Source organism: Sporosarcina sp. 179-K 3D1 HS, from assembly GCF_047228905.1.
GTDB lineage: Bacteria > Bacillota > Bacilli > Bacillales_A > Planococcaceae > Sporosarcina.
Genome location: NZ_JBFEGI010000007.1, coordinates 82,357 through 102,311, shown reverse-complemented (window position 1 = coordinate 102,311; position 19,955 = coordinate 82,357). Strand labels below are relative to the sequence as shown.

Annotated in this window: 31 protein-coding genes; 2 read left to right on the top strand and 29 right to left on the bottom strand. The window is 46.4% G+C overall.

From position 1 onward, the window contains the following. Window positions 1–12: 12 nt before the first annotated feature. Together AB1K83_RS10975 and AB1K83_RS10970 are read right to left on the bottom strand one after the other, a co-directional pair. Complete coding sequence (locus AB1K83_RS10975) at window positions 13–381, bottom strand: GntR family transcriptional regulator (RefSeq protein ID WP_413058232.1); 369 nt, start codon at window positions 379–381, stop codon at window positions 13–15. 495 nt (window positions 382–876) lie between these two features. Further along, on the bottom strand, window positions 877–2,244 hold the full coding sequence (locus AB1K83_RS10970; protein WP_413058231.1) for a VWA domain-containing protein: 1,368 nt from the start codon (window positions 2,242–2,244) through the stop codon (window positions 877–879). A 202-nt stretch (window positions 2,245–2,446) separates the two neighbouring features. Here AB1K83_RS10970 and AB1K83_RS10965 point away from each other — a divergent pair, with 202 nt between their 5' ends. Further along, window positions 2,447–2,965 carry a YfiT family bacillithiol transferase gene (locus AB1K83_RS10965; RefSeq protein ID WP_413058230.1) on the top strand — a complete coding sequence of 173 codons (519 nt, stop codon included), beginning with the start codon at window positions 2,447–2,449 and terminating at the stop codon, window positions 2,963–2,965. A gap of 338 nt (window positions 2,966–3,303) precedes the next feature. Next, window positions 3,304–4,224: an NERD domain-containing protein gene (locus AB1K83_RS10960; RefSeq protein WP_413058319.1), complete on the top strand. Its 921-nt coding sequence runs from the start codon at window positions 3,304–3,306 to the stop codon at window positions 4,222–4,224. A 941-nt stretch (window positions 4,225–5,165) separates the two neighbouring features. On the opposite strand, the gene rpsI is transcribed toward AB1K83_RS10960, so the two are convergent. The 27 genes from rpsI to rplP form a co-directional block, all read right to left on the bottom strand. After that, complete coding sequence (rpsI, locus tag AB1K83_RS10955; RefSeq protein ID WP_340746154.1) at window positions 5,166–5,558, bottom strand: 30S ribosomal protein S9; 393 nt, start codon at window positions 5,556–5,558, stop codon at window positions 5,166–5,168. Between the two features lie 19 nt (window positions 5,559–5,577). Beyond that, window positions 5,578–6,015, bottom strand: a complete 438-nt coding sequence (gene rplM / locus AB1K83_RS10950; protein WP_413058229.1) for a 50S ribosomal protein L13 — start codon at window positions 6,013–6,015, stop codon at window positions 5,578–5,580. A gap of 165 nt (window positions 6,016–6,180) precedes the next feature. Next, window positions 6,181–6,933 carry a tRNA pseudouridine(38-40) synthase TruA gene (truA, locus tag AB1K83_RS10945; protein ID WP_413058228.1) on the bottom strand — a complete coding sequence of 251 codons (753 nt, stop codon included), beginning with the start codon at window positions 6,931–6,933 and terminating at the stop codon, window positions 6,181–6,183. A 12-nt stretch (window positions 6,934–6,945) separates the two neighbouring features. Further along, complete coding sequence (locus AB1K83_RS10940; protein WP_413058227.1) at window positions 6,946–7,743, bottom strand: energy-coupling factor transporter transmembrane component T family protein; 798 nt, start codon at window positions 7,741–7,743, stop codon at window positions 6,946–6,948. Then, complete coding sequence (locus AB1K83_RS10935; RefSeq protein ID WP_413058226.1) at window positions 7,743–8,609, bottom strand: energy-coupling factor ABC transporter ATP-binding protein; 867 nt, start codon at window positions 8,607–8,609, stop codon at window positions 7,743–7,745. The genes AB1K83_RS10940 and AB1K83_RS10935 overlap by 1 nt, the downstream gene beginning before the upstream one ends. Then, window positions 8,585–9,430, bottom strand: coding sequence for an energy-coupling factor ABC transporter ATP-binding protein (locus tag AB1K83_RS10930; protein ID WP_413058318.1), 846 nt, complete (start codon window positions 9,428–9,430; stop codon window positions 8,585–8,587). The genes AB1K83_RS10935 and AB1K83_RS10930 overlap by 25 nt, the downstream gene beginning before the upstream one ends. 417 nt (window positions 9,431–9,847) lie before the next feature. Beyond that, window positions 9,848–10,228, bottom strand: coding sequence for a 50S ribosomal protein L17 (rplQ, locus tag AB1K83_RS10925; protein WP_413058225.1), 381 nt, complete (start codon window positions 10,226–10,228; stop codon window positions 9,848–9,850). 32 nt (window positions 10,229–10,260) lie between these two features. Further along, window positions 10,261–11,205 carry a DNA-directed RNA polymerase subunit alpha gene (locus tag AB1K83_RS10920; RefSeq protein ID WP_413058224.1) on the bottom strand — a complete coding sequence of 315 codons (945 nt, stop codon included), beginning with the start codon at window positions 11,203–11,205 and terminating at the stop codon, window positions 10,261–10,263. 138 nt (window positions 11,206–11,343) lie between these two features. Beyond that, window positions 11,344–11,733, bottom strand: a complete 390-nt coding sequence (rpsK, locus tag AB1K83_RS10915; RefSeq protein ID WP_413058223.1) for a 30S ribosomal protein S11 — start codon at window positions 11,731–11,733, stop codon at window positions 11,344–11,346. A 25-nt stretch (window positions 11,734–11,758) separates the two neighbouring features. Further along, window positions 11,759–12,124: a 30S ribosomal protein S13 gene (gene rpsM / locus AB1K83_RS10910; RefSeq protein ID WP_060203459.1), complete on the bottom strand. Its 366-nt coding sequence runs from the start codon at window positions 12,122–12,124 to the stop codon at window positions 11,759–11,761. Window positions 12,125–12,148: 24 nt separating this feature from the next. Next, on the bottom strand, window positions 12,149–12,262 hold the full coding sequence (gene rpmJ / locus AB1K83_RS10905) for a 50S ribosomal protein L36 (protein ID WP_084212378.1): 114 nt from the start codon (window positions 12,260–12,262) through the stop codon (window positions 12,149–12,151). A gap of 38 nt (window positions 12,263–12,300) precedes the next feature. After that, window positions 12,301–12,519 carry a translation initiation factor IF-1 gene (gene infA, locus AB1K83_RS10900; protein WP_060203457.1) on the bottom strand — a complete coding sequence of 73 codons (219 nt, stop codon included), beginning with the start codon at window positions 12,517–12,519 and terminating at the stop codon, window positions 12,301–12,303. 418 nt (window positions 12,520–12,937) lie between these two features. Then, on the bottom strand, window positions 12,938–13,594 hold the full coding sequence (locus tag AB1K83_RS10895) for an adenylate kinase (RefSeq protein ID WP_413058222.1): 657 nt from the start codon (window positions 13,592–13,594) through the stop codon (window positions 12,938–12,940). Window positions 13,595–13,641: 47 nt separating this feature from the next. Further along, on the bottom strand, window positions 13,642–14,934 hold the full coding sequence (gene secY / locus AB1K83_RS10890; RefSeq protein WP_413058221.1) for a preprotein translocase subunit SecY: 1,293 nt from the start codon (window positions 14,932–14,934) through the stop codon (window positions 13,642–13,644). Further along, window positions 14,934–15,374: a 50S ribosomal protein L15 gene (gene rplO, locus AB1K83_RS10885; RefSeq protein WP_413058220.1), complete on the bottom strand. Its 441-nt coding sequence runs from the start codon at window positions 15,372–15,374 to the stop codon at window positions 14,934–14,936. Before rplO ends, secY begins: the two co-directional genes overlap by 1 nt. Window positions 15,375–15,407: 33 nt before the next feature. After that, window positions 15,408–15,590 carry a 50S ribosomal protein L30 gene (rpmD, locus tag AB1K83_RS10880; protein WP_413058219.1) on the bottom strand — a complete coding sequence of 61 codons (183 nt, stop codon included), beginning with the start codon at window positions 15,588–15,590 and terminating at the stop codon, window positions 15,408–15,410. A gap of 13 nt (window positions 15,591–15,603) precedes the next feature. After that, on the bottom strand, window positions 15,604–16,104 hold the full coding sequence (gene rpsE / locus AB1K83_RS10875) for a 30S ribosomal protein S5 (protein ID WP_413058218.1): 501 nt from the start codon (window positions 16,102–16,104) through the stop codon (window positions 15,604–15,606). Window positions 16,105–16,126: 22 nt separating this feature from the next. Next, window positions 16,127–16,489 carry a 50S ribosomal protein L18 gene (gene rplR / locus AB1K83_RS10870; RefSeq protein WP_413058217.1) on the bottom strand — a complete coding sequence of 121 codons (363 nt, stop codon included), beginning with the start codon at window positions 16,487–16,489 and terminating at the stop codon, window positions 16,127–16,129. 34 nt (window positions 16,490–16,523) lie between these two features. Continuing rightward, the gene (rplF, locus tag AB1K83_RS10865; protein WP_413058216.1) at window positions 16,524–17,063 is read right to left on the bottom strand and encodes a 50S ribosomal protein L6; all 540 of its coding nucleotides are present in this window, start codon (window positions 17,061–17,063) and stop codon (window positions 16,524–16,526) included. A gap of 30 nt (window positions 17,064–17,093) precedes the next feature. Further along, window positions 17,094–17,492, bottom strand: coding sequence for a 30S ribosomal protein S8 (gene rpsH, locus AB1K83_RS10860; RefSeq protein WP_191693418.1), 399 nt, complete (start codon window positions 17,490–17,492; stop codon window positions 17,094–17,096). Between the two features lie 29 nt (window positions 17,493–17,521). Then, window positions 17,522–17,707 (bottom strand): 30S ribosomal protein S14, encoded by a 186-nt coding sequence (rpsN, locus tag AB1K83_RS10855; protein WP_001085700.1) that lies wholly within the window; start codon window positions 17,705–17,707, stop codon window positions 17,522–17,524. A 20-nt stretch (window positions 17,708–17,727) separates the two neighbouring features. Further along, entirely contained in the window at window positions 17,728–18,267 is a 540-nt protein-coding gene (rplE, locus tag AB1K83_RS10850) for a 50S ribosomal protein L5 (protein WP_413058215.1), read from the bottom strand. Window positions 18,268–18,293: 26 nt separating this feature from the next. Further along, entirely contained in the window at window positions 18,294–18,605 is a 312-nt protein-coding gene (gene rplX, locus AB1K83_RS10845; protein ID WP_413058214.1) for a 50S ribosomal protein L24, read from the bottom strand. A 36-nt stretch (window positions 18,606–18,641) separates the two neighbouring features. Continuing rightward, complete coding sequence (gene rplN / locus AB1K83_RS10840; protein ID WP_413058213.1) at window positions 18,642–19,010, bottom strand: 50S ribosomal protein L14; 369 nt, start codon at window positions 19,008–19,010, stop codon at window positions 18,642–18,644. A gap of 39 nt (window positions 19,011–19,049) precedes the next feature. After that, complete coding sequence (gene rpsQ / locus AB1K83_RS10835; protein WP_413058212.1) at window positions 19,050–19,313, bottom strand: 30S ribosomal protein S17; 264 nt, start codon at window positions 19,311–19,313, stop codon at window positions 19,050–19,052. Between the two features lie 17 nt (window positions 19,314–19,330). After that, complete coding sequence (rpmC, locus tag AB1K83_RS10830) at window positions 19,331–19,531, bottom strand: 50S ribosomal protein L29 (protein WP_009499049.1); 201 nt, start codon at window positions 19,529–19,531, stop codon at window positions 19,331–19,333. Continuing rightward, complete coding sequence (gene rplP / locus AB1K83_RS10825; RefSeq protein ID WP_413058211.1) at window positions 19,521–19,955, bottom strand: 50S ribosomal protein L16; 435 nt, start codon at window positions 19,953–19,955, stop codon at window positions 19,521–19,523. Before rplP ends, rpmC begins: the two co-directional genes overlap by 11 nt.

The window sequence follows — 19,955 nt, the reverse complement described above, 5'->3', positions numbered from 1 at the left end:
CCCCCCATTAAGTTAGTTTCCCTTTTCGTACGTATTCTTCACTAAATTTAAGGCCTCTTGGACAGGCACATTGATGGTGCGAACCGACTGAACAAACGTCTCAACTGCCTCCAAAATCAGTTCCTCTCTTACCATTTTTAACACCTGCTCATCTTTCGTAATGCGACTAGGTAAATTCCCTTCCGTAAAAATCAACCCTTGTTCCTCCATTTCTTTATACGCTCGCTGCGCCGTATTCGGATTAATCTTTAGCCGATTTGCCAGTTCCCTTCTTGATGGGATCTCCTGACCCGGCTCAAAGGTACCTCTTGCAATCTGTTCTTTAAAATGCCGAATCACTTGGACATAAACAGGATCACGATTATTAAACTTTACAGCCATAGTCCCAACTCCTAAAAACATAATGTGTTTATCAACACCCTGTATTAAGCGGTTAATACACAAAAAGCAAAAATATGAACAATACCCCATTGACCAAAATTGTATTAACTCTCTAATACAATGATTATAAAAGAATCCACCCAGAAACATGCTGTTGTGTATTACTATGTTAATACACTGACCGCATAAAGTATGACTTCGAATGTATTAAACGGTTAATACACGTTGCAATTTGTATTATATACGTAATACACTTCTAAAGTCAAACAGGATTTTCCATAATTTGAACGTACACTTCGCAACACTACCAACCGCCTACATAAAGTTTTACAAGGAAACTTTCATGCTTAGAGCCCCAAATAGCACACGCAAAGCCCTATCCCTTCTGCTTGCCGGAACTCCAGTAGATACACAGCGCCCTGCAGAAAAAAACCAGGCCCCCTGAATGATGGTGGGCCTGGTGCCTGATTATACTCTCGGACATACAGCAGCTGCTTACTCTGAGAGTTTCTTTTTAATCGTTTCGTTATATTTCTGATTGCCTTCCTTGGTAATTTCATTGTACAAATTATTGCCGTTTTTTGTACTTTCATTGTAGAGATCGTTGCCCGTCTTTGTGACATAATTATATTTTGCATGCTGGTCGGCAATCAAATTACGGTACAGGTTGCGGACGGGATGACCGCTGTCCTCATACTTCGTCCGAAGATACTCTTGTGCAGCCTGCAGCCGTTCTTTTTCCCTTTGGGACTTTTCCTGCAGCTCAACTTTTGTATCCCAAGCAAGCTCTTGGAGGACAACTTTCTGATCCCAAGCTGCATCTTGGCCTTTCTCTTTCCAGTCCCACCATTGCTGCTGAATCACTTCGTATTGCTCCCGCATATATTTTTTCAGTTCTTTCTCGGAATCAACGTAGATGAATTCCCCGTTCCCTGCATCAGCCACTGCTTTCAGCAAGGTCTGCCCTTCATTATCGACATCATAGCCGATAATATTGACGACCGTCTGAATATTGCCGGAAACGAGTTCTCCCGCCGCTTTCACCGGATCACCGCCACAGGTTTCGATGCCGTCGCTCACTACATAGACAACCGCTTCATCTACATCTTCCGGAATATCTTCTTTTACGGTTTCCAGGACAAGTCCGATCGGCGTCCAACCCGCAGGTTTCACGTTGTTGAGTGCCTCCCGGAATGCTGTCTCTTCAAATTTCCCATTATAGAAGTTTTCCGTGCTACTGCAGGAAAGTTCCTTATCCGCTTGGTTGCCGGAGCCTTTATGGCCATACACCCGCATCGATACGGTTGCATCTTCCGGAATCTGTTTGGCGAAATCCAGGACCGCATCCTTCGCTGAATCCATGCGTGACTTGCCGCCCGCCATCGCTTTCATGCTTCCACTCGCATCGATCAGAATGGCGTAATGGGCCGTTTTCAGCTTCGGCTGGTTCACTTGCTCGTCGGGCCTATCATGATCTACAGCCACCGTCGGATTGAACGTTAGAAAAGTCTTCATCCCTTCATAATAATCTTCTCCAAGAAGGTGCAACATTTCATTCAAATACTGCTCCTCCGTCAGATCGTCCGGCCACTCGTCAATCGCGTCCTTGACTTTTTCTTCATCGTAGTTGTCTCCGCTGTAAATACCCGGTTTCCGGAGCAAAGCTTTTTCTACGTCTGTCAATTCACGATCAACGCCTTCTATTTCATAATACTCGGGCTCTGCCAGTTCAAAACCGGTCGATTCTTGTTCAGCAGGCTCCGTTTTTGTCTCCGCCTGCGCCTGAACTTGCGTTTCTTCTTTAGCTGTACAGCCTGCCAACACTATGAGCGTACAAAGCAGACCATATAAAAGCTTCTTCATCCTTCTTTCTCCTTTGTCATTGCCTTTTTAATCGATTATAGCGAATTTTATAGATGACAAAAGAACGGATTTGCAAAATCATCCGAATGGCGTAGTTTGTTCCTGCAATAACAAGAACTTCGGAATAATTCAACAACAATAGAAATAGTGTTATATTTAGTAGACAAGCAAAACAAATATCAGAGAAAGAGGGCATGTCAAAATGGATGTAAAGTTTCCGATTGGGTCATTGCAAGTCCCTGATAATGTAAGCACAGCCGATATTGAAAAATGGCGGAAGGAAATTGAAACGTATACGGATCGGTTAAGAGAAACGGTTGGCTCTTTGAGCGAGGAGGAATTGGAAAAAACATACCGCGAAGGCAGTTATACCATACGCCAGTTGGTTCATCACATAGCGGATTCCCAGCTGAATATGTACCAACGTCTGAAACTGGCTTTGACAGACGACAACCCAACAGTCCCGGCTTTCGATCAGGACAAGTGGGTCGTTCAGCCGGATACCATGCTCCCCGTAGAAAGCTCCCTTAAGATGCTAGAAGGCATAAATGAACGTCTTGCAGCACTGTTCAGCAATATAACGGAAGAGCAGTTAAATCGGCCGTTCATTCATCGAGAAAACGGTGAAATCACCGTGGCAACAAAATTGGCAAAATTATCCTGGCACGAAGAACATCATTTAGCCCATATCAAAATTGCGTTGGCAGGCGGAGAGTCCTGACGTAGCAAACAATTGTTGATCTCGCACAGAACTACGCGATTGCAAAACACCAGGCATCCTCAAATAGCAGATGCCTGGTGTTTGATTGATACTGGTAAAAGTAGCGCAAGTCCAGGCACGCCGATCCATTATCCATCTATCAGGAAACAACTCGAACCCTGCTATCCTGAGCGGATCCCCCTCCTTTTATTCCTAACATTCTACCTGAATTTCAAGTGAAAGAAGGATTCGTGGCTCCCTTGACGAATACTCTTCTTGCGGGCCCATCCCCTCTTGATGTCATTCCCCCATACTTCACCTATTCCCTGATTTTATTTGAACAGGAGTTGAAGTAGTTGGTGATTGTTCTAAAGCCCCGTGCTTTAGCAAATGAAATGAAAATCCTGCGCTCCTTGCAGAGGAAAATGTCCTTATTGCAACAGGACGGCAAACGCCATATGCATCTTGAGAAAGGATGGCAAGGGGAGCAACGGTTCGATCAGTTATTAATGGAGAGGTTGCAGAATGTCGGTTACCTGCTTCACGACCTCTGCCTGGAACAGAACCACTCCGTTTTCCAAATCGATACGCTGCTGATCTCCGAGAAGGGGATATTGCTTTTTGAAATAAAAAATTACGAAGGCGACTATGTATATGGGGCGGAAAACTTCCGCATCCTCCCTTCCGATCAAGAGATTCTGAATCCGCTGCATCAATTGAACCGCAGCATCACCCTGTTCCGTTCCCTGCTGAGTAAATTGAAAATCCAGCTCCCGGTGAAAGGATATATCGCTTTTGTGAATCCTCAATTTACTCTGTATGAGGCCCCGGTGAATGCGCCCATTATCCTGCCTTCTCAACTGCATCGATTTTTGGAGAGAATCAATCAGAACCCATCCTTGCTGAGCAGGCAGCATCGGGAGCTCGCGGATCATTTATTGGAGATGCACTTGCCGATTTCACCGTACGCCCGGATGCCGGATTATCATTTCCAACACTTAGGGAAAGGTATTCTTTGCAATACGTGTCATTCTTTTATGATAAAGACGGGAAGAAAAATCGTTTGCAACAAGTGCGGATATGATGAATCAGTTGAAAACAGCATCATGAGAAGTATAGAGGAATTGACTCTGCTCTTTCCGGATCAACGGATTACGACGTCCATTATTCAACAATGGTGCAGGATCATCGATTCACGTAAAACGATTCGCAGAGTGCTGGTGCAGAACTTTCAACCTGTCGGCAGTAAAAAACAAAGACATTATGTAATCCGCACATAGAGTTTCAAGGGCATTCGGTAAGCTTATAGGCTTTCCGAATGCTTTTTTGATTAAACGAAACTAGATGAATTTGCCCGGATTCCTCTTATGCTATTAAAATCCCTTTAAACGTCCGAACACACCCTAATGAATCGTTTCCAGGCAATTAAAACTCCTACAAACGACCAAATAGGCTCAAACATACAGCTCTCGGACAATTAAACTCTCTTTAAACGACCACGCGAGCACAAACGGACCGCTCCCGGGCAATTAAAAACTCTTTAAACGACCACGCGAGCACAAACGGACCGCCCTCGGGCAATTAAAAACTCTTTAAACGACCAAATAAGCTCAAACATACAGCTCTCGGGCAATTAAACCCTCTTTAAACGACCACGCGAGCACAAACGGACTGCTCCCGAGCAATTAAAACCCTGCTAAACGACCAAATAAACCCAAACATACAGCTCTCGGACAATTAGACCCTCTTTAAACGACCACACGAGCACAAACGGACCGCTCCCGAGCAATTAAAACCCTGCTAAACGACCAAATAAACCCAAACATACAGCTCTCGGGCAATTAAACTCTCTTTAAACGACCACACGAGCACAAACATACAGCTCCCGGGCAATTAAAACCCTTTTAAACGACCAAATAAGCTCAAACATACAGCCCTCGGGCAATTAAACCCTCTCTAAACGACCGTACGAGCACAAACATCCAGCTCCCGGGCAATTAAAAACCCTTTAAACGACCAAACCAGTACAAACGGGTCTACCCCCAAGCTATTCCTCCCTACAATCGACCAAACCAGCGCGCCTAGGACCGCTTCCGGACGATAAAGCTCCTATCAACCAATCAATCAACAACTCTCGGACGATTGCAAAATCAAAACCCCGCCAAATAATAAAAAACCCTCCCCCGGCAAACACCAGGAAAGGGTTGATATGATACAAATATTAACGTTTCGAGAACTGAGGTGCACGACGAGCGCCTTTAAGACCGTATTTTTTACGTTCTTTCATGCGTGCGTCACGTGTAAGAAGTCCAGCAGATTTAAGCGTTGGACGGAAATCAGGGTCTACGTTCAATAGTGCGCGTGCAACACCGTGACGGATTGCGCCTGCTTGTCCTGTGTAGCCGCCGCCGTGGACGTTTACAAGGACATCGTAGCTTCCAAGAGTTTCAGTTGCAACGAGTGGTTGCTTGATAACTTCGCGAAGTGTTTCGAATGGTACGTAGTCTTCGACGTCGCGGTTGTTGATGACAATTTTGCCATCTCCAGGGACGAGACGTACACGAGCTACTGAACTTTTACGACGGCCAGTGCCGAGATATTGTACTTGTGCCAAAGGTGGTTCCTCCTCTTAATTACCCGCGAAGCTCGTAGGCTTCCGGTTTTTGTGCCGTGTGCGGATGGTCCGCTCCAGCATACACATGAAGTTTCTTGAATGTTTGACGACCAAGTGGACCTTTTGGAAGCATTCCTTTGATTGCCAATTCAAGCATTTTTGTCGGGTAGTTGGTACGCATTTCAAGCGCTGTACGTTGCTTGATGCCGCCTGTGTGGCCCGTGTGACGGTAGTAGATTTTATCTTTCAATTTGTTGCCTGTCAATTCAATTTTTTCAGCGTTGATGATGATGACGTGGTCACCTGTGTCAACATGTGGTGTAAATGTCGGTTTATGTTTACCGCGCAAGATCGAAGCAACTTCAGTTGCCAAACGGCCAAGCGTCTGTCCTGCAGCGTCTACAACGAACCATTGACGTTCTACTTCGTGACCTTTAGCCATGAATGTTGTACGCATAGTAGTAATCCTCCTAATAAATCAATCTGTTCCGTTTTCTCTATCCCTAAACACAAGAAACCTTCCGGGGCTTTTTTGTGGGGTTATTGAAATACCATTACTCATCTTATAGGATATTCCACAATAAGTCAAGCGATTTCCGGAAAAACGCCAGGAAAAGTTGCCTCAGTCTCCATAGGTTACGCTATGGAGGTATAAACCGTGTGCTGGTGCGGTTTTGGGTCCCTTTTTCCGGTCCTCCGACTTGAGGATTTCCTTCACGTCTTCGGGGGCGTTCCAGCCGATCCCGACCGCCAGCAGCATCCCCGCAATTGTCCGCACCATATTGTATAAAAAGCCGTCTCCCTCAATCGTCAGAACGAGCAAATTATCCCGTTCCTCAAGTGTCAGCAGACGGACAGTCCGCACTTTATTGGCAGTTGCTGTTTTGGATGAGCAAAAGCTCGTAAAGTCATGCTGGCCAATGAAATAAGCAGCCGCTTTCCGCATCCGCTCCACATCGGGCTTCCATTTGCCAAGGTGGACGGCGTAATTGCGCTCGAACGGACTTTGGATTTCGCTGTACGACCATTTAAAGATATAGGTCTTCCCCGTTGCGGAATAACGCGCATGGAAGTCTTCATCGACATATTCCGCCCCGACTATCCGGATATCTTTCGGCAACAGGACATTCAGCGCCATGACCCAGCGATCGGGTGACAAATCCAGCTTCGTATCGAAATGAATCACTTGCCCATACGCATGAACCCCGGCATCTGTCCTGCCGCTCGCCACCGAATAGACCGTCTTGTCTTTATGAATCTTCCGAAGGGCTTTGTCGATTTCCGCTTGGACGGTCCGCATGCCCGGTTGGAATTGATACCCCGCGAACTGGGTCCCGTCATAGGAAACGGTAGCTTTCACACGTTTCGTCTGCATTCCTTCCACTCCTTACGATCTCACCAGTAAGAGGATCACGACCAGGACAACGAGCAGCCCCATAGCGGCCGTGTCGCGCCAATGCCAATGTAGCTGTCGGTATCGCGTGCGTCCCTCGCCTCCACGGTAGCCTCGCACTTCCATTGCAACAGCCAGGTCCTCCGCCCGTTTAAAGGCACTGACGAAGAGCGGGACGAGCAATGGGATCACCGCGCGGATCCGCTCTTTGATCGAGCCTGTGCTAATGTCCGAACCCCGGGCCAATTGCGCCTTCAGGATTTTATCCGTCTCGTCCATCAATGTGGGGATGAAACGTAACGATATGGACATCATGAGAGCCAGCTCATGGACCGGTAACTTGAACCGCTTGAAAGGCCCCAACAAATCCTCCATCCCGTCCGTTATGGAGATCGGAGAAGTTGTCAGAGTCAAGACAGATGTCATTAACACAAGGACAAGGAAACGGATGGAAATGAATATCCCCTGCCGGAGTCCTTCTTCATATATCTTGATGAATTTCCATTCGAACAGCAAAGCCCCATCTTTCGTGAAAAAGATGTGCATAAGCAGGGTAAAGATAATGAGGAAAATGATCGGTTTCAACCCGTTGATCAGGAAATAAAGCCGGATCCGCGAACTGAAAATAGTCAATAACGTAAAGCCTAACAATACCGCGTATGCTGCGACATTATTCGCCAAAAAGACAGCGATGATAAATAAAAAGACGAATAACAGCTTTGAACGGGGATCCAGTCGGTGAACGAACGAGTCCCCCGGAATATAGCGGCCGAAAATCATCTTCTCAAGCATTAGCGGCCACCTTCCTTCGCAGCAGTAGCAATCGCCGTAGCGAGCTGTTCTTCCGTCAAGGCCAATCCAGGCAGAGTCCGTCCGATCAACTTTTCGATATCCCGCTGGAATTTGACCGAACGTGGCACGCCCAACCGGTATTCAGCAAGTTTGGTTTCATCGCTGAACACTTCTTCCGGCGTTCCGGCCATGACCGACCGTCCTCCGTGCATAATAATCAGATGGTCGGCATATCGGGCGGCATCTTCCATACTATGCGTCACTAGAATCGTCGTCAGCTTCTCTTGCTGGTGAAGCCGATAGAACAGGTCCATGATTTCCTTGCGTCCTCTGGGATCCAGCCCGGCTGTCGGTTCGTCCAAGACGAGAACTGAAGGGTTAAAGGCCAGGACACCCGCAATGGCGACACGGCGCATCTGACCACCGGAGAGATCGAACGGGGACTTCTGCGCCACTTCGGGAGGAAGACCGAGCAATTCAATCAATTCATGGGCCCGTCGCCGCGCTTCTACTTCGGATACGCCGAAATTCATCGGGCCGAACATGATATCCTTTTCAACCGTTTCTTCGAACAGCTGATGCTCCGGAAATTGAAAGACGATCCCGACGTTGCGCCGGATGTCCTTTAACCCTTTCGCCTTGGTCCCGGCGGAAATTTTCGCGTTACCTATCTGTACAACGCCTTCCGACGGTTTGAGCAAGCCGTTCAGGTGCATGAGCAACGTCGATTTACCGGAACCCGTATGACCGATGATCGCCGTATAGGATCCCGAATCGATCGTCGCGTTCACGTCTTGCAAGGCCCGCTTCTCAAACGGTGTATCTTTCCCGTACAAATACCCTACTTGCTGAAGTGAGATGTCCATAATTCATTCACCAACTCTTCTTCCGTCATATGCTCGCCATCCAGTGGCAATCCCGCTTCCCGCAACAAACCGGATACCTTCAAAGCGAATGGCAAATCCAATCCGATTCTCTCCAGTTCCTCCCCATCTGCAAAGATCTCCGCCGGAGTGCCGACCTTTAGCATCTTGCCTCGATTCATGACAATGATGCGGTCCGCTAACAGAACCTCCTCCAAGTCATGGGTGATGGAGATGACCGTCAAGCCCGTTTCCTGTTTCAACTCGCTGACGACCCGGATGACCTCATCCCGTCCTTGCGGATCCAACATGGACGTCGCCTCGTCCAGAATGAGAAGCTCGGGCCGCAACGCTAATGCTCCTGCTATGGCCACACGTTGCTTCTGGCCTCCCGATAGATGATGCGGTTCATGATCAAGGAAATCGGCCATATTCACTTTTTGCAGCGATTCGTGCACACGGGTCACCATTTCTTCGAACAGAACTCCGTTATTCTCCAAGGCGAAGGCCACATCATCTTGTACGGTCGAACCGACAAATTGGTTGTCCGGATTCTGAAAGACGATCCCCATGCGGGAGCGAATCTCCCATAAGTTCTCCTCCGTCAACGGCTCCAGAAATAAATTGACGTTCCCTTCACTCGGAAAGAGCAACCCGATCATCAATTTGGCGAGAGTCGACTTGCCCGACCCGTTATGTCCGACGATGGCAATCCATTCCCCTTCATTGACGGTGAATGACACATGATCGACCGCTTTTCTCGCTTCTTCGCCTTCCACATGATAGGAAAAGCTCACTTGGTCCATGGACAGAATTTCCTTCATCATCAACCACCTCCGAGTCCATCAGCCACTATGTATGGCGTTGCATGATCGCAACGGTTCACCGTAACAGCTTTCTTTCGTTATTAAATCCAATAAAAAAAGCGCGCACCTCATCCGAAGAAATGCGCACAAATCTATGACTGGTGCCGGGTGCTCAATCCGACACGGCGGATGAGGTGCGTAGAGCTAGACCAGTCGGCAACTGCTACGCCGCTGATCGTAACACTCAGCTTTTCAAATTGTCGTATAAATAGAGAATTATTTTCAAAAAGGGTGTGGCTCTGCACAAGTCAGACACACCCTTTTTGAAAGCAGATCGAAACCCGCCGATGCGGACCGATCTGCACGGCTTGCGCCGAATGAAACCCCTTCGGCTTCCGCCCGGGGTTGGATCTTACTAAATTCGCTGCCTAAGGATTAGACAAGCTCGATTACTACAACAGGTGCGCCGTCTCCACGACGTGGACCCATTTTCAAAATACGAGTGTAACCGCCTTGACGCTCTGCATAGCGAGGAGCTACGTTATCGAATAATTTTTGAATTGCAAACACTTCTTGTTCATTACCTTCTGCATCAGCAGTTGTAACGAGTTCACGACGGATGAATTGTGCCACTTGACGACGTGCGTGCAAGTCACCGCGTTTCCCAAGCGTAATCATTTTTTCAACAACGGAACGCACTTCTTTCGCACGCGCTTCTGTCGTTTGAATACGCTCATGTACAATTAAATCTGTAGCTAGATCGCGAAGCATCGCTTTACGTTGTGAGCTTGTACGACCTAATTTTCTGTATGCCATCGAAGTTTCCCTCCTTCAATCTATATGATCGCTCAATCTTCAGTACGCAACTCAAGATTCAGCTCGTCTAGTTTTGCTTTCACTTCTTCAAGTGATTTGCGGCCAAGATTTCGCACCTTCATCATTTCGTCTTCGGTCTTGTTGGCAAGTTCGAGAACGGTATTGATGCCTGCACGTTTCAGGCAGTTGTAAGAACGCACGGAAAGATCCAATTCCTCGATCGTCATCTCAAGAACTTTCTCTTTCTGGTTTTCTTCTTTTTCTACCATGATTTCAGCAGTTTGTGCTTCATCTGTCATGCCGACAAATATATTTAAATGCTCTGTCAGGATCTTTGCCCCGAGCGAAACCGCTTCTTTTGGACCGATGCTGCCATCTGTCCATATATCAAGTGTCAACTTGTCGAAGTTCGTCATTTGACCCACACGAGTGTTTTCCACCTGAAAGTTGACGCGTGAAACTGGAGTGTAAATAGAGTCGATCGGAATAACACCAATCGCAAGATCCTCACGTTTGTTCTGATCAGAAGGTGCATAGCCTCTTCCACGGACCGCATACATGCGCATGCGTAAATGTCCATTTTTACCGAGGGTCGCAATCTGAAGTTCCGGATTCAATACTTCAACATCACTATCATGCGTGATATCGGCAGCAGTAACCGTACCTTCACCCTTAACATCTATTTCAATCACTTTCTCTTCGTCCGAATAGATTTTGAGAGCCAGTTTCTTCACATTCAAAATAATGGTGGCAACGTCTTCCACGACACCTTCAATAGTTGAGAATTCGTGAAGGACCCCATCGATTTGAATAGACGTTACGGCAGCTCCTGGTAATGAGGAAAGAAGGATGCGGCGCAAGGAGTTCCCTAATGTGTTCCCATACCCACGCTCCAACGGTTCGATAACAAATTTACCGAACTTGGCATCTTCACTGATCATAACTGTTTCAATCTTCGGTTTCTCAATTTCGATCATTCATTTACCCTCCTTCAAAACGTCGAATGTATATAGGCCGTTCCATATTGAAATCGATTTTCACAGACGGCAAAATGCAATCGCACAATTCTATTTTTGACAAAAATTGTGTTTCTCAATCAAATGGAATAAAAGCCATTATACACGGCGGCGTTTTGGTGGGCGGCATCCGTTGTGCGGAACCGGAGTAACATCACGGATTGCAGTAACTTCGATACCTGCTGCTTGAAGTGAACGGATTGCCGCTTCACGACCAGCACCTGGTCCTTTAACAGTTACTTCCAATGTTTTAAGGCCATGTTCCATAGATGCTCTTGCAGCTGTTTCAGCAGCCATTTGAGCAGCGAACGGAGTCGATTTACGGGAACCTCTGAAACCTAATGCACCCGCACTTGACCATGAAAGTGCATTTCCTTGCATGTCAGTAATAGTTACAATTGTGTTGTTGAACGTCGAACGAATATGCGCGATTCCCGCTTCGATATTCTTTTTCACACGACGTTTACGAGTTTGTTGTTTACGTGCCATGTTAAGAAGAACCCTCCTTTACTTATTATTTTTTCTTGTTAGCAACTGTCCGTTTTGGACCTTTACGTGTACGTGCATTGTTTTTCGTGTTTTGTCCGCGAACCGGCAAACCGCGACGGTGACGGATTCCACGGAAGCTACCGATTTCCATCAAACGTTTGATGTTAAGGGAAGTTTCACGACGAAGATCCCCTTCCACTTTCAGGCTGTCGATCTGTTCACGAATTTTATCAAGTTCTGCATCAGTCAAATCACGAACGCGAGTTTCTTCCGAAACGCCGGCTCCCGCTAACACTTTTTGTGCAGTTGTTTTCCCAATACCGAAAATGTAAGTCAATGAAATGACAACGCGCTTATCGCGCGGAACGTCTACTCCAGCAATACGTGCCATATAGATTGTGCACCTCCCTTTGAATTAACCTTGTCGTTGTTTATGTTTTGGATTTTCACAGATTACCATGACTCGGCCGCGTCTGCGAATGATTTTACATTTCTCACAGATCGGTTTTACAGATGGCCTTACTTTCATCTTACCCAACCTCCTTCAATAGTCCGGAGTGCAAAAGTTTACTTGAAACGGTATGTGATACGACCACGTGTCAAATCGTAAGGCGAAAGTTCCATTGTCACTTTGTCGCCAGGCAGGATGCGGATAAAGTGCATACGAATCTTACCGGATACATGCGCAAGAATCGTGTGGCCGTTTTCCAGCTCCACTTTGAACATCGCATTAGGCAACGTTTCGACTACGGTTCCTTCAACTTCAATTACATCGTCTTTCGCCATCAATCCTGTCTCCCTTCTATATCCAATAAAGGTTCTCACCATCGAGCGGCCTCGGTCGCTTTTCAGCGTAACTCAACATATGTCCGGATTGCATGAGTGATGTTCGAAAGACGTCTGTCACATTTCGTTTCCCGCTGGCCGCTCCTGGCCCACATGATGGGATCCGCATCGGCTTCAATGACGGATGACCAAGTGGCCATGGATGAGTTTTTCATTGTGTTATACAGTTCTTTCCACAAAACACATTATACATGCACATGCAGGAAAATGCATTCGGTGTGCTCCAGAACGGCATACCCACTGAACTCCGACCAGTTCCTATACCGGGCACCATATGCTTTTGCAGCTCGTTGTAATGTCCCTTCCGTGCAGCTAACACAGTGAAAACCTGCATATAACACTCTGTGCCCGGAAAGGATCACTGAACGCTCGCTTTGTTCAATACTGCGTCCAGATCATTGAAAACGTCCTTGATGTCCTGTTGCCCATCGATGTTCGACAGCACACCTTTAGCTTCATAATAAGCCAGAAGCGGTGCCGTCTGATTCATATTTACTTCCAGACGGTTCGTAACAGTTTCCGGATTGTCATCCGCACGCTGATAGAGTTCGCCACCATCTTTATCACATTTTCCTTCAACCTTTGGAGGATTGAATTGTAAATGATAAGAAGTACCGCACACTTTGCAGATACGACGACCTGTCAGCCTTGCGACCAATTCATCTTTCTCTACTTGAATGTTGAGAACATGCTCAATCTTGCGTTCCATATCAGCAAGCAGTCCATCGAGCGCTTCCGCTTGAGGTACTGTTCGCGGGAACCCGTCGAGCAGAAAACCTTGATCGCAATCGGATTTGCTTAATCGTTCACGTACAATTCCGATAGTCACTTCATCAGGCACAAGAGCTCCCTGATCCATGAACGACTTCGCTTTGACTCCAAGTTCCGTGCCTTCTTGGATAGCAGCACGGAACATATCGCCTGTAGAAATATGAGGGATTCCGTACTTTTCGACAATACCGTCCGCCTGTGTACCTTTACCGGCTCCAGGCAGACCCATTAATACGATATTCATACGCCTTGCCCTCCTTCATGCCACGGGAAGGAACCTCCCAGTGGACTTTATTTAATAAATCCTTTGTAATGCCGTTTCACCAGTTGCGATTCCAATTGCTTCATCGTTTCCAGAGCAACCCCGACAACGATGAGCAAGCTCGTTCCACCGATTTGCATGGCAGATGGGAGGTTTGCAAACTTGATGAAGAAAATCGGCATGACAGCTACAGTTGCCAGGAAGATCGCGCCGACAAATGTGAGTCGGTAGAGCGTGCTAGTCAAGTAGTCTTGTGTGTTCTTTCCTGGACGGATGCCCGGGATATAAGCGCCCTGTTTTTTCAGATTATCTGCAATGTTTTCCGGGTTCACCTGGATGAACGCATAGAAATACGTGAACGCGAGGATCAATGCGACATAGAAGACCAATCCTAACGGTCTCTCGTAGTTGAACGTATTCATGATGAACGATGTCACATTGTTCGGTTCAAAGAATGCAGCAATCGATTGTGGTGTTATGAAAAACGCCACAGCAAAGATCACGGGAATGACCCCTGCAGCATTTAATTTCAATGGTAAATGTGTCTGTTGACCAGCCGTTGTTTGGCTACGTCCAGTGACACGCTTCGCATATTGGATCGGAATTTTACGCAAAGCTTCTTGTACGTAAATGACTCCGACAATTACCGCTATAATCACGAGGAGCAAAAGAAGCATTATCGCTAGTTTGATGAACAGCGCATCGCCCGCATCCTGGATTTGAGTTGCGTAAAGTTGGTTGACTGCATTCGGGAGAGCCGACACAATACCAGCAAAGATGATGATGGAAATCCCATTTCCGACACCTTTCGCCGTAATTTGCTCGCCTAACCAAAGAAGGAATGCAGTTCCTGCCGTCAATACGATCGCGATAACCACATATGTCGAAACACCTTCGCTTATGATCAGCTTGCCGTCATACATCCGGTTGAAACCGAAAGACATGGCAATCGCTTGGATAAACGCAAGGATTATCGTGAAATACCGTGTGAACTGTGCAAGCTTCCGTCTTCCGACATCCCCTTGCTTCGCCCATTCAGTAAATTTCGGCACAACATCCATTTGTAATAACTGCACAATGATGGATGCCGTAATGTATGGCATGATTCCCATTGCAAAAATGGAGAATTGCGCTAAAGCGCCCCCGCCAAATGTATTCAATAACCCGATGAATTGATTGGTTTCTTGTTGTAAAGCAGTTGCATCAACGTTTGGAACGGGAATGAATGTCCCTAGTCTAAAAACGATGAGCATAAGCAGTGTGAAAATGATTTTAGATCGGATATCTCTAACACGCATAAAGTTGGAGATCGTCTGAAACATTAAACCACCTCGGTTTGCCCGCCCGCTTTCTCAATGGCTTCTTTTGCAGAAGCGGAGAATTTGTGAGCTTTGACAGTGATCTTTTTCTCAAGAGTTCCGTTTCCAAGAATCTTAATTCCAGATTTGGCGTTGCTCACGATGCCTGACTCAATCAATAGTTCTGGAGTCACTTCTGCACCTTCGTCAAAGCGATTCAATGTATCTAGATTGACGATCGCATACTCTTTGCGATTGATGTTGGTGAATCCACGTTTCGGAAGACGTTGGAATAGTGGAATTTGTCCACCTTCGAATCCTAAACGCACGCCACCGCCGGAACGTGAGTTTTGACCGTCATGACCGCGACCAGATGTTTTACCGTGACCTGACCCTGTTCCGCGTCCAACACGTTTGCGTTTTCTGCGAGCGCCTTCGGCTGGTTTCATATCGTGTAATTTCATCTTTTTTGGCACCTCCTTATTTCAAAATAGGAATTATTGTTCTTTAACTGAGACCAAGTGTTCCACTCTGCTGATCATGCCACGGATTGCGACATTGTCTTCGTGTTCAACTGTTTGGTTCAGTTTGCGTAGTCCAAGTGCTTCTACAGTTTTGCGTTGTGCCGGCTTAGAGCCGATCACGCTTTTTTTAAGGGTGATTTCAAGTTTGTTCGCCATTGTGTTTCCCCCCTTAACCTAGCAGTTCTTCTACAGATTTACCGCGTAGTTTGGCAACATCCTCAGCGCGTTTTAGATCTTTCAAACCCGCTACAGTTGCACGGACCATGTTGATCGGTGTGCTAGAACCGAGGGATTTGGAAAGGATATCTGTGATACCTGCAAGCTCAAGTACCGCACGGACAGGTCCACCAGCGATAACTCCAGTACCCGGTGCAGCTGGTTTGATGAGGATTTGTCCTGCACCAAAGCGACCGATCACTTCGTGTGGCGTAGTTCCCTTGACCATCGGTACGACAACCAAATTCTTTTTCGCGTCTTCGATTGCTTTACGGATTGCATCTGGAACTTCTTGTGCTTTCCCAGTACCGAAACCGACACGTCCGTTTTTATCTCCGACAACGACGAGAGCAGTGAAGCGGAAACGACGTCCACCTTTCACAACTTTAGCTACACGGTTAATCGTAACTACGCGCTCTTCGAATTCACTTTTGTTTTGTTCATTACGACGCATGAAATATGTCCCTCCTTCTTAATTAAAATTCCAGACCGTTTTCACGAGCTGCGTCCGCGAGAGCTTTTACACGGCCGTGAAATAAGTATCCGCCACGGTCGAAAACAACCGTTTTTACGTCCTTTTCTGCAGCTTTTTTCGCGATCATTTCGCCCACTTTGGCTGCTGCTGCAGTGTCAGCTTTTGCATCTGCTGCAAATTCTTTATCCATCGTTGAAGCACTTGCAATTGTCACGGAGTTGATATCATCGATCAATTGCGCATAGATGTGCTTGTTCGAACGGAAAACGTTCAAACGTGGACGAGCTGCAGTTCCGCTGATTTTCGTACGGACACGGCTATGACGTTTTTTACGCACAACGTTTTTGTCTTGTTTCGTAATCATCGTGGTCACTCCTTCCGGATGCCTTTAAGCGGCATTATTTACCTGTTTTACCTTCTTTACGACGTACTTGTTCGCCTTCGTAGCGAATCCCTTTGCCTTTATACGGCTCTGGTGGACGTACTTGTCGGATATTCGATGCTAGTGCACCAACGCGTTCTTTATTGATACCGCGAACGATAACTTTTGTGTTAGAAGGAACTTCTACTTCGACTCCTTCTTCTGGTGTGAACTCAACAGGATGTGAGAAACCGACGTTCAAGACAAGTTTCTTCCCTTGAAGCTGAGCACGGTATCCAACCCCAATCAATTCCAATGAACGTTCGAAACCTTTAGATACACCAGTCACCATATTATCGAGAAGTGAACGTGTTGTTCCATGGATAGAACGGTGTTCCTTGGATTCAGAAGGGCGTGTCAACGTGATTACGTTGCCTTCCTGCTCGATTTTAATATCCGGATTAAATGTGTTTGTTAGTTCGCCTTTCGGCCCTTTAACAGTGATGAAGTTATTATCAGCGATAGTAACTGTCACGCCTTCAGGGACCTCGATCGGCTTTTTACCAATACGGGACATTCCATTGCACCTCCATTCATTTGTTGCGGATTACCAGACGTAAGCTACTACTTCTCCGCCTACTTGTTTAGCGCGTGCTTCTTTGTCAGTCAACACGCCATTTGATGTGGAAACGAGGGCGATGCCTAAGCCGTTCAAAACTTTTGGTACTTCGTTAGATTTTGCGTATACGCGAAGACCTGGTTTTGAGATACGTTTTAGACCAGTGATGACACGCTCGTTGTTTTGACCATATTTAAGGAAAATGCGGATGATACCTTGTTTGCTATCTTCCACGTATTCCACGTCGCGGACGAAACCTTCACGTTTCAAGATTTCTGCGATTTCTTTTTTCATGTTTGAAGCAGGTACTTCAAGCTTCTCGTGACGAACCATGTTCGCGTTACGAATGCGTGTAAGCATATCTGCGATCGGATCACTCATTGTCATTTCATTTACCTCCTTCCCAAATTAGGGGATTACCAGCTGGCTTTTTTAACGCCCGGAATTTGTCCCTTGTATGCTAGTTCACGGAAACAAATACGGCAAAGTTTAAATTTACGGTAGACCGAGTGCGGACGGCCACAACGCTCACAGCGTGTGTACTCTTGCACTTTGAACTTTGGCGTACGTTTTTGTTTAGCGATCATTGATTTTTTAGCCACGTTTTCGCCTCCCTCTTAGTTTACTTTTGGAACGGCATGCCGAACTGCGTCAATAGCTCACGAGCTTCTTCGTCGGAGTTTGCAGTCGTAACGATGACGATATCCATACCGCGTATTTTAGAAACTTTATCGTAGTCGATTTCAGGGAAAATTAGTTGTTCTTTTACACCTAATGTGTAGTTTCCGCGACCATCGAATGCTTTCTTGGAAACACCACGGAAGTCACGTACACGCGGTAGTGAAATCGAGATTAGCTTATCGAGGAACTCATACATACGCTCACCGCGTAGTGTAACTTTTGCTCCGATCGGCATTCCTTCACGGAGACGGAATCCAGCGATCGATTTCTTCGCTTTTGTGATGACCGGTTTTTGACCGGAGATGATTGTTAAATCTTCCACTGCCGCATCAAGTGCTTTTGTGTTTTGGACCGCATCACCAACACCCATGTTAATGACGATTTTGTCCACTTTTGGTACTTGCATTACTGATGTATATTCAAACTTGCTCATAAGAGCAGGTGTGACTTCGCTTTTGAACTTTTCTTTTAAACGGCTCATCTATTGGACCTCCTTTCATCTGCTGCTTATTTATCTAGTGGTTCACCGGATTTTTTAGCAACACGAACTTTTTTGCCATTTTCGAATTTGTATCCTACCCGACTTGGCTCGCCTGTTTTCGGATCGATAACCATGACGTTCGATACATGGATCGCTGCCTCTTGGCTCATAATTCCACCTTGAGGATTTTCTTGGTTGGGTTTCGTATGTTTCTTGACGATGTTGACACCTTCTACAAGCACACGGTCCATTTTAGGGAAAGCAGCAAGGATCACACCAGTTTTGCCTTTGTCCTTACCAGTGATGACCATTACTTTATCACCTTTTTTAACATGCATTCTGTCGCACCTCCTTGATTGGCACTATCATGTGGATTAAAGAACTTCTGGAGCGAGTGAAATGATTTTCATGAAGTTGCTGTCTCGTAGTTCACGAGCAACTGGTCCGAAAATACGTGTTCCACGCGGGCTCTTGTCGTCACGGATGATAACACATGCGTTTTCGTCAAACGTGATGTAGGAACCGTCTTTACGACGAACTCCGCTTTTTGTGCGAACGATTACTGCTTTTACGATGTCGCCTTTCTTGACAACGCCGCCTGGTGTAGCCTTCTTCACTGTACATACGACGACATCACCGATGTTAGCGACTTTACGGCCTGTTCCGCCTAGTACTTTAATTGTGAGAACTTCACGGGCGCCTGAGTTGTCGGCAACTTTCATACGACTTTCCTGTTGGATCATTGAGGTACCCTCCTCTCGGATTTACTGTCCGAACGTTATTTAGATGATGATCGCTTTCTCAACGATTTCCGTTACACGGAAACGTTTTGTCGCTGATAATGGACGAGTTTCCATAATGCGGACGACATCTCCGATTTTCGCTTCGTTCAATTCATCATGGGCCTTGAACTTTTTAGAATACTTTACACGCTTGCCGTATAAAGAGTGCTTCTTTTGCGTTTCGACCATTACAGTAACTGTTTTATCCATTTTGTCGGATACGACACGGCCTGTATATACTTTGCGCTGGTTACGCTCAGTCATGGCTGCAACCTCCTTCATCAGTTATTTGCACTGATTTCTCTTTGACGTATTACGGTTTTCATGCGCGCAATGGATTTGCGAACTTCCCGGATGCGTGCAGTGTTTTCTAATTGTCCTGTCGCTAATTGGAAGCGAAGGTTGAAAAGCTCTTCTTTCAGTGATTTCACTTTTTGCTCAATCTCTGCAGTTGTTAAGTCACGGATTTCTTTAGCTTTCATTAGATTCACCACCAATTTCTTCACGTTTTACAAACTTACTTTTGACAGGAAGTTTGTGAGATGCCAGGCGAAGTGCTTCACGTGCAACTTCTTCTGAGACACCTGCGATTTCAAACATAACACGGCCAGGTTTTACAACCGCTACCCATCCTTCAACAGCACCTTTACCGGAACCCATCCGGACTTCAAGAGGCTTTTTCGTATATGGTTTGTGCGGGAAAATGTTGATCCATACTTTACCGCCACGTTTCATGTAACGTGTCATGGCGATACGTGCAGATTCGATTTGACGGTTGGTAATCCAAGAAGATTCCGTTGCCTGTAGACCGTACTCACCAAACTGAACAGTTGCTCCGCCTTTTGTAGTTCCGCGCATTTTACCACGGAATACACGACGATATTTAACGCGTTTAGGCATTAACAT

Excerpts from the sequence above, each read along its gene's own strand:
- AB1K83_RS10975 (WP_413058232.1), bottom strand. The coding sequence starts at position 381 with ATGGCTGTAAAGTTTAATAATCGTGATCCTGTTTATGTCCAAGTGATT.
- AB1K83_RS10970 (WP_413058231.1), bottom strand. The coding sequence starts at position 2,244 with ATGAAGAAGCTTTTATATGGTCTGCTTTGTACGCTCATAGTGTTGGCA.
- AB1K83_RS10965 (WP_413058230.1), top strand. The coding sequence starts at position 2,447 with ATGGATGTAAAGTTTCCGATTGGGTCATTGCAAGTCCCTGATAATGTA.
- rplM (WP_413058229.1), bottom strand. The coding sequence starts at position 6,015 with ATGCGTACAACATTCATGGCTAAAGGTCACGAAGTAGAACGTCAATGG.
- truA (WP_413058228.1), bottom strand. The coding sequence starts at position 6,933 with ATGCAGACGAAACGTGTGAAAGCTACCGTTTCCTATGACGGGACCCAG.
- AB1K83_RS10940 (WP_413058227.1), bottom strand. The coding sequence starts at position 7,743 with ATGCTTGAGAAGATGATTTTCGGCCGCTATATTCCGGGGGACTCGTTC.
- AB1K83_RS10935 (WP_413058226.1), bottom strand. The coding sequence starts at position 8,609 with ATGGACATCTCACTTCAGCAAGTAGGGTATTTGTACGGGAAAGATACA.
- AB1K83_RS10930 (WP_413058318.1), bottom strand. The coding sequence starts at position 9,430 with ATGAAGGAAATTCTGTCCATGGACCAAGTGAGCTTTTCCTATCATGTG.
- rplQ (WP_413058225.1), bottom strand. The coding sequence starts at position 10,228 with ATGGCATACAGAAAATTAGGTCGTACAAGCTCACAACGTAAAGCGATG.
- AB1K83_RS10920 (WP_413058224.1), bottom strand. The coding sequence starts at position 11,205 with ATGATCGAAATTGAGAAACCGAAGATTGAAACAGTTATGATCAGTGAA.
- rpsK (WP_413058223.1), bottom strand. The coding sequence starts at position 11,733 with ATGGCACGTAAACAACAAACTCGTAAACGTCGTGTGAAAAAGAATATC.
- rpsM (WP_060203459.1), bottom strand. The coding sequence starts at position 12,124 with ATGGCACGTATTGCTGGAGTAGACGTTCCGCGCGATAAGCGCGTTGTC.
- rpmJ (WP_084212378.1), bottom strand. The coding sequence starts at position 12,262 with ATGAAAGTAAGGCCATCTGTAAAACCGATCTGTGAGAAATGTAAAATC.
- infA (WP_060203457.1), bottom strand. The coding sequence starts at position 12,519 with ATGGCGAAAGACGATGTAATTGAAGTTGAAGGAACCGTAGTCGAAACG.
- AB1K83_RS10895 (WP_413058222.1), bottom strand. The coding sequence starts at position 13,594 with ATGAATATCGTATTAATGGGTCTGCCTGGAGCCGGTAAAGGTACACAG.
- secY (WP_413058221.1), bottom strand. The coding sequence starts at position 14,934 with ATGTTTCAGACGATCTCCAACTTTATGCGTGTTAGAGATATCCGATCT.
- rplO (WP_413058220.1), bottom strand. The coding sequence starts at position 15,374 with ATGAAATTACACGATATGAAACCAGCCGAAGGCGCTCGCAGAAAACGC.
- rpmD (WP_413058219.1), bottom strand. The coding sequence starts at position 15,590 with ATGGCGAACAAACTTGAAATCACCCTTAAAAAAAGCGTGATCGGCTCT.
- rpsE (WP_413058218.1), bottom strand. The coding sequence starts at position 16,104 with ATGCGTCGTAATGAACAAAACAAAAGTGAATTCGAAGAGCGCGTAGTT.
- rplR (WP_413058217.1), bottom strand. The coding sequence starts at position 16,489 with ATGATTACGAAACAAGACAAAAACGTTGTGCGTAAAAAACGTCATAGC.
- rplF (WP_413058216.1), bottom strand. The coding sequence starts at position 17,063 with ATGTCCCGTATTGGTAAAAAGCCGATCGAGGTCCCTGAAGGCGTGACA.
- rpsH (WP_191693418.1), bottom strand. The coding sequence starts at position 17,492 with ATGACAATGAGTGATCCGATCGCAGATATGCTTACACGCATTCGTAAC.
- rplE (WP_413058215.1), bottom strand. The coding sequence starts at position 18,267 with ATGAGCCGTTTAAAAGAAAAGTTCAAAAGCGAAGTCACACCTGCTCTT.
- rplX (WP_413058214.1), bottom strand. The coding sequence starts at position 18,605 with ATGCATGTTAAAAAAGGTGATAAAGTAATGGTCATCACTGGTAAGGAC.
- rplN (WP_413058213.1), bottom strand. The coding sequence starts at position 19,010 with ATGATCCAACAGGAAAGTCGTATGAAAGTTGCCGACAACTCAGGCGCC.
- rpsQ (WP_413058212.1), bottom strand. The coding sequence starts at position 19,313 with ATGACTGAGCGTAACCAGCGCAAAGTATATACAGGCCGTGTCGTATCC.
- rpmC (WP_009499049.1), bottom strand. The coding sequence starts at position 19,531 with ATGAAAGCTAAAGAAATCCGTGACTTAACAACTGCAGAGATTGAGCAA.
- rplP (WP_413058211.1), bottom strand. The coding sequence starts at position 19,955 with ATGTTAATGCCTAAACGCGTTAAATATCGTCGTGTATTCCGTGGTAAA.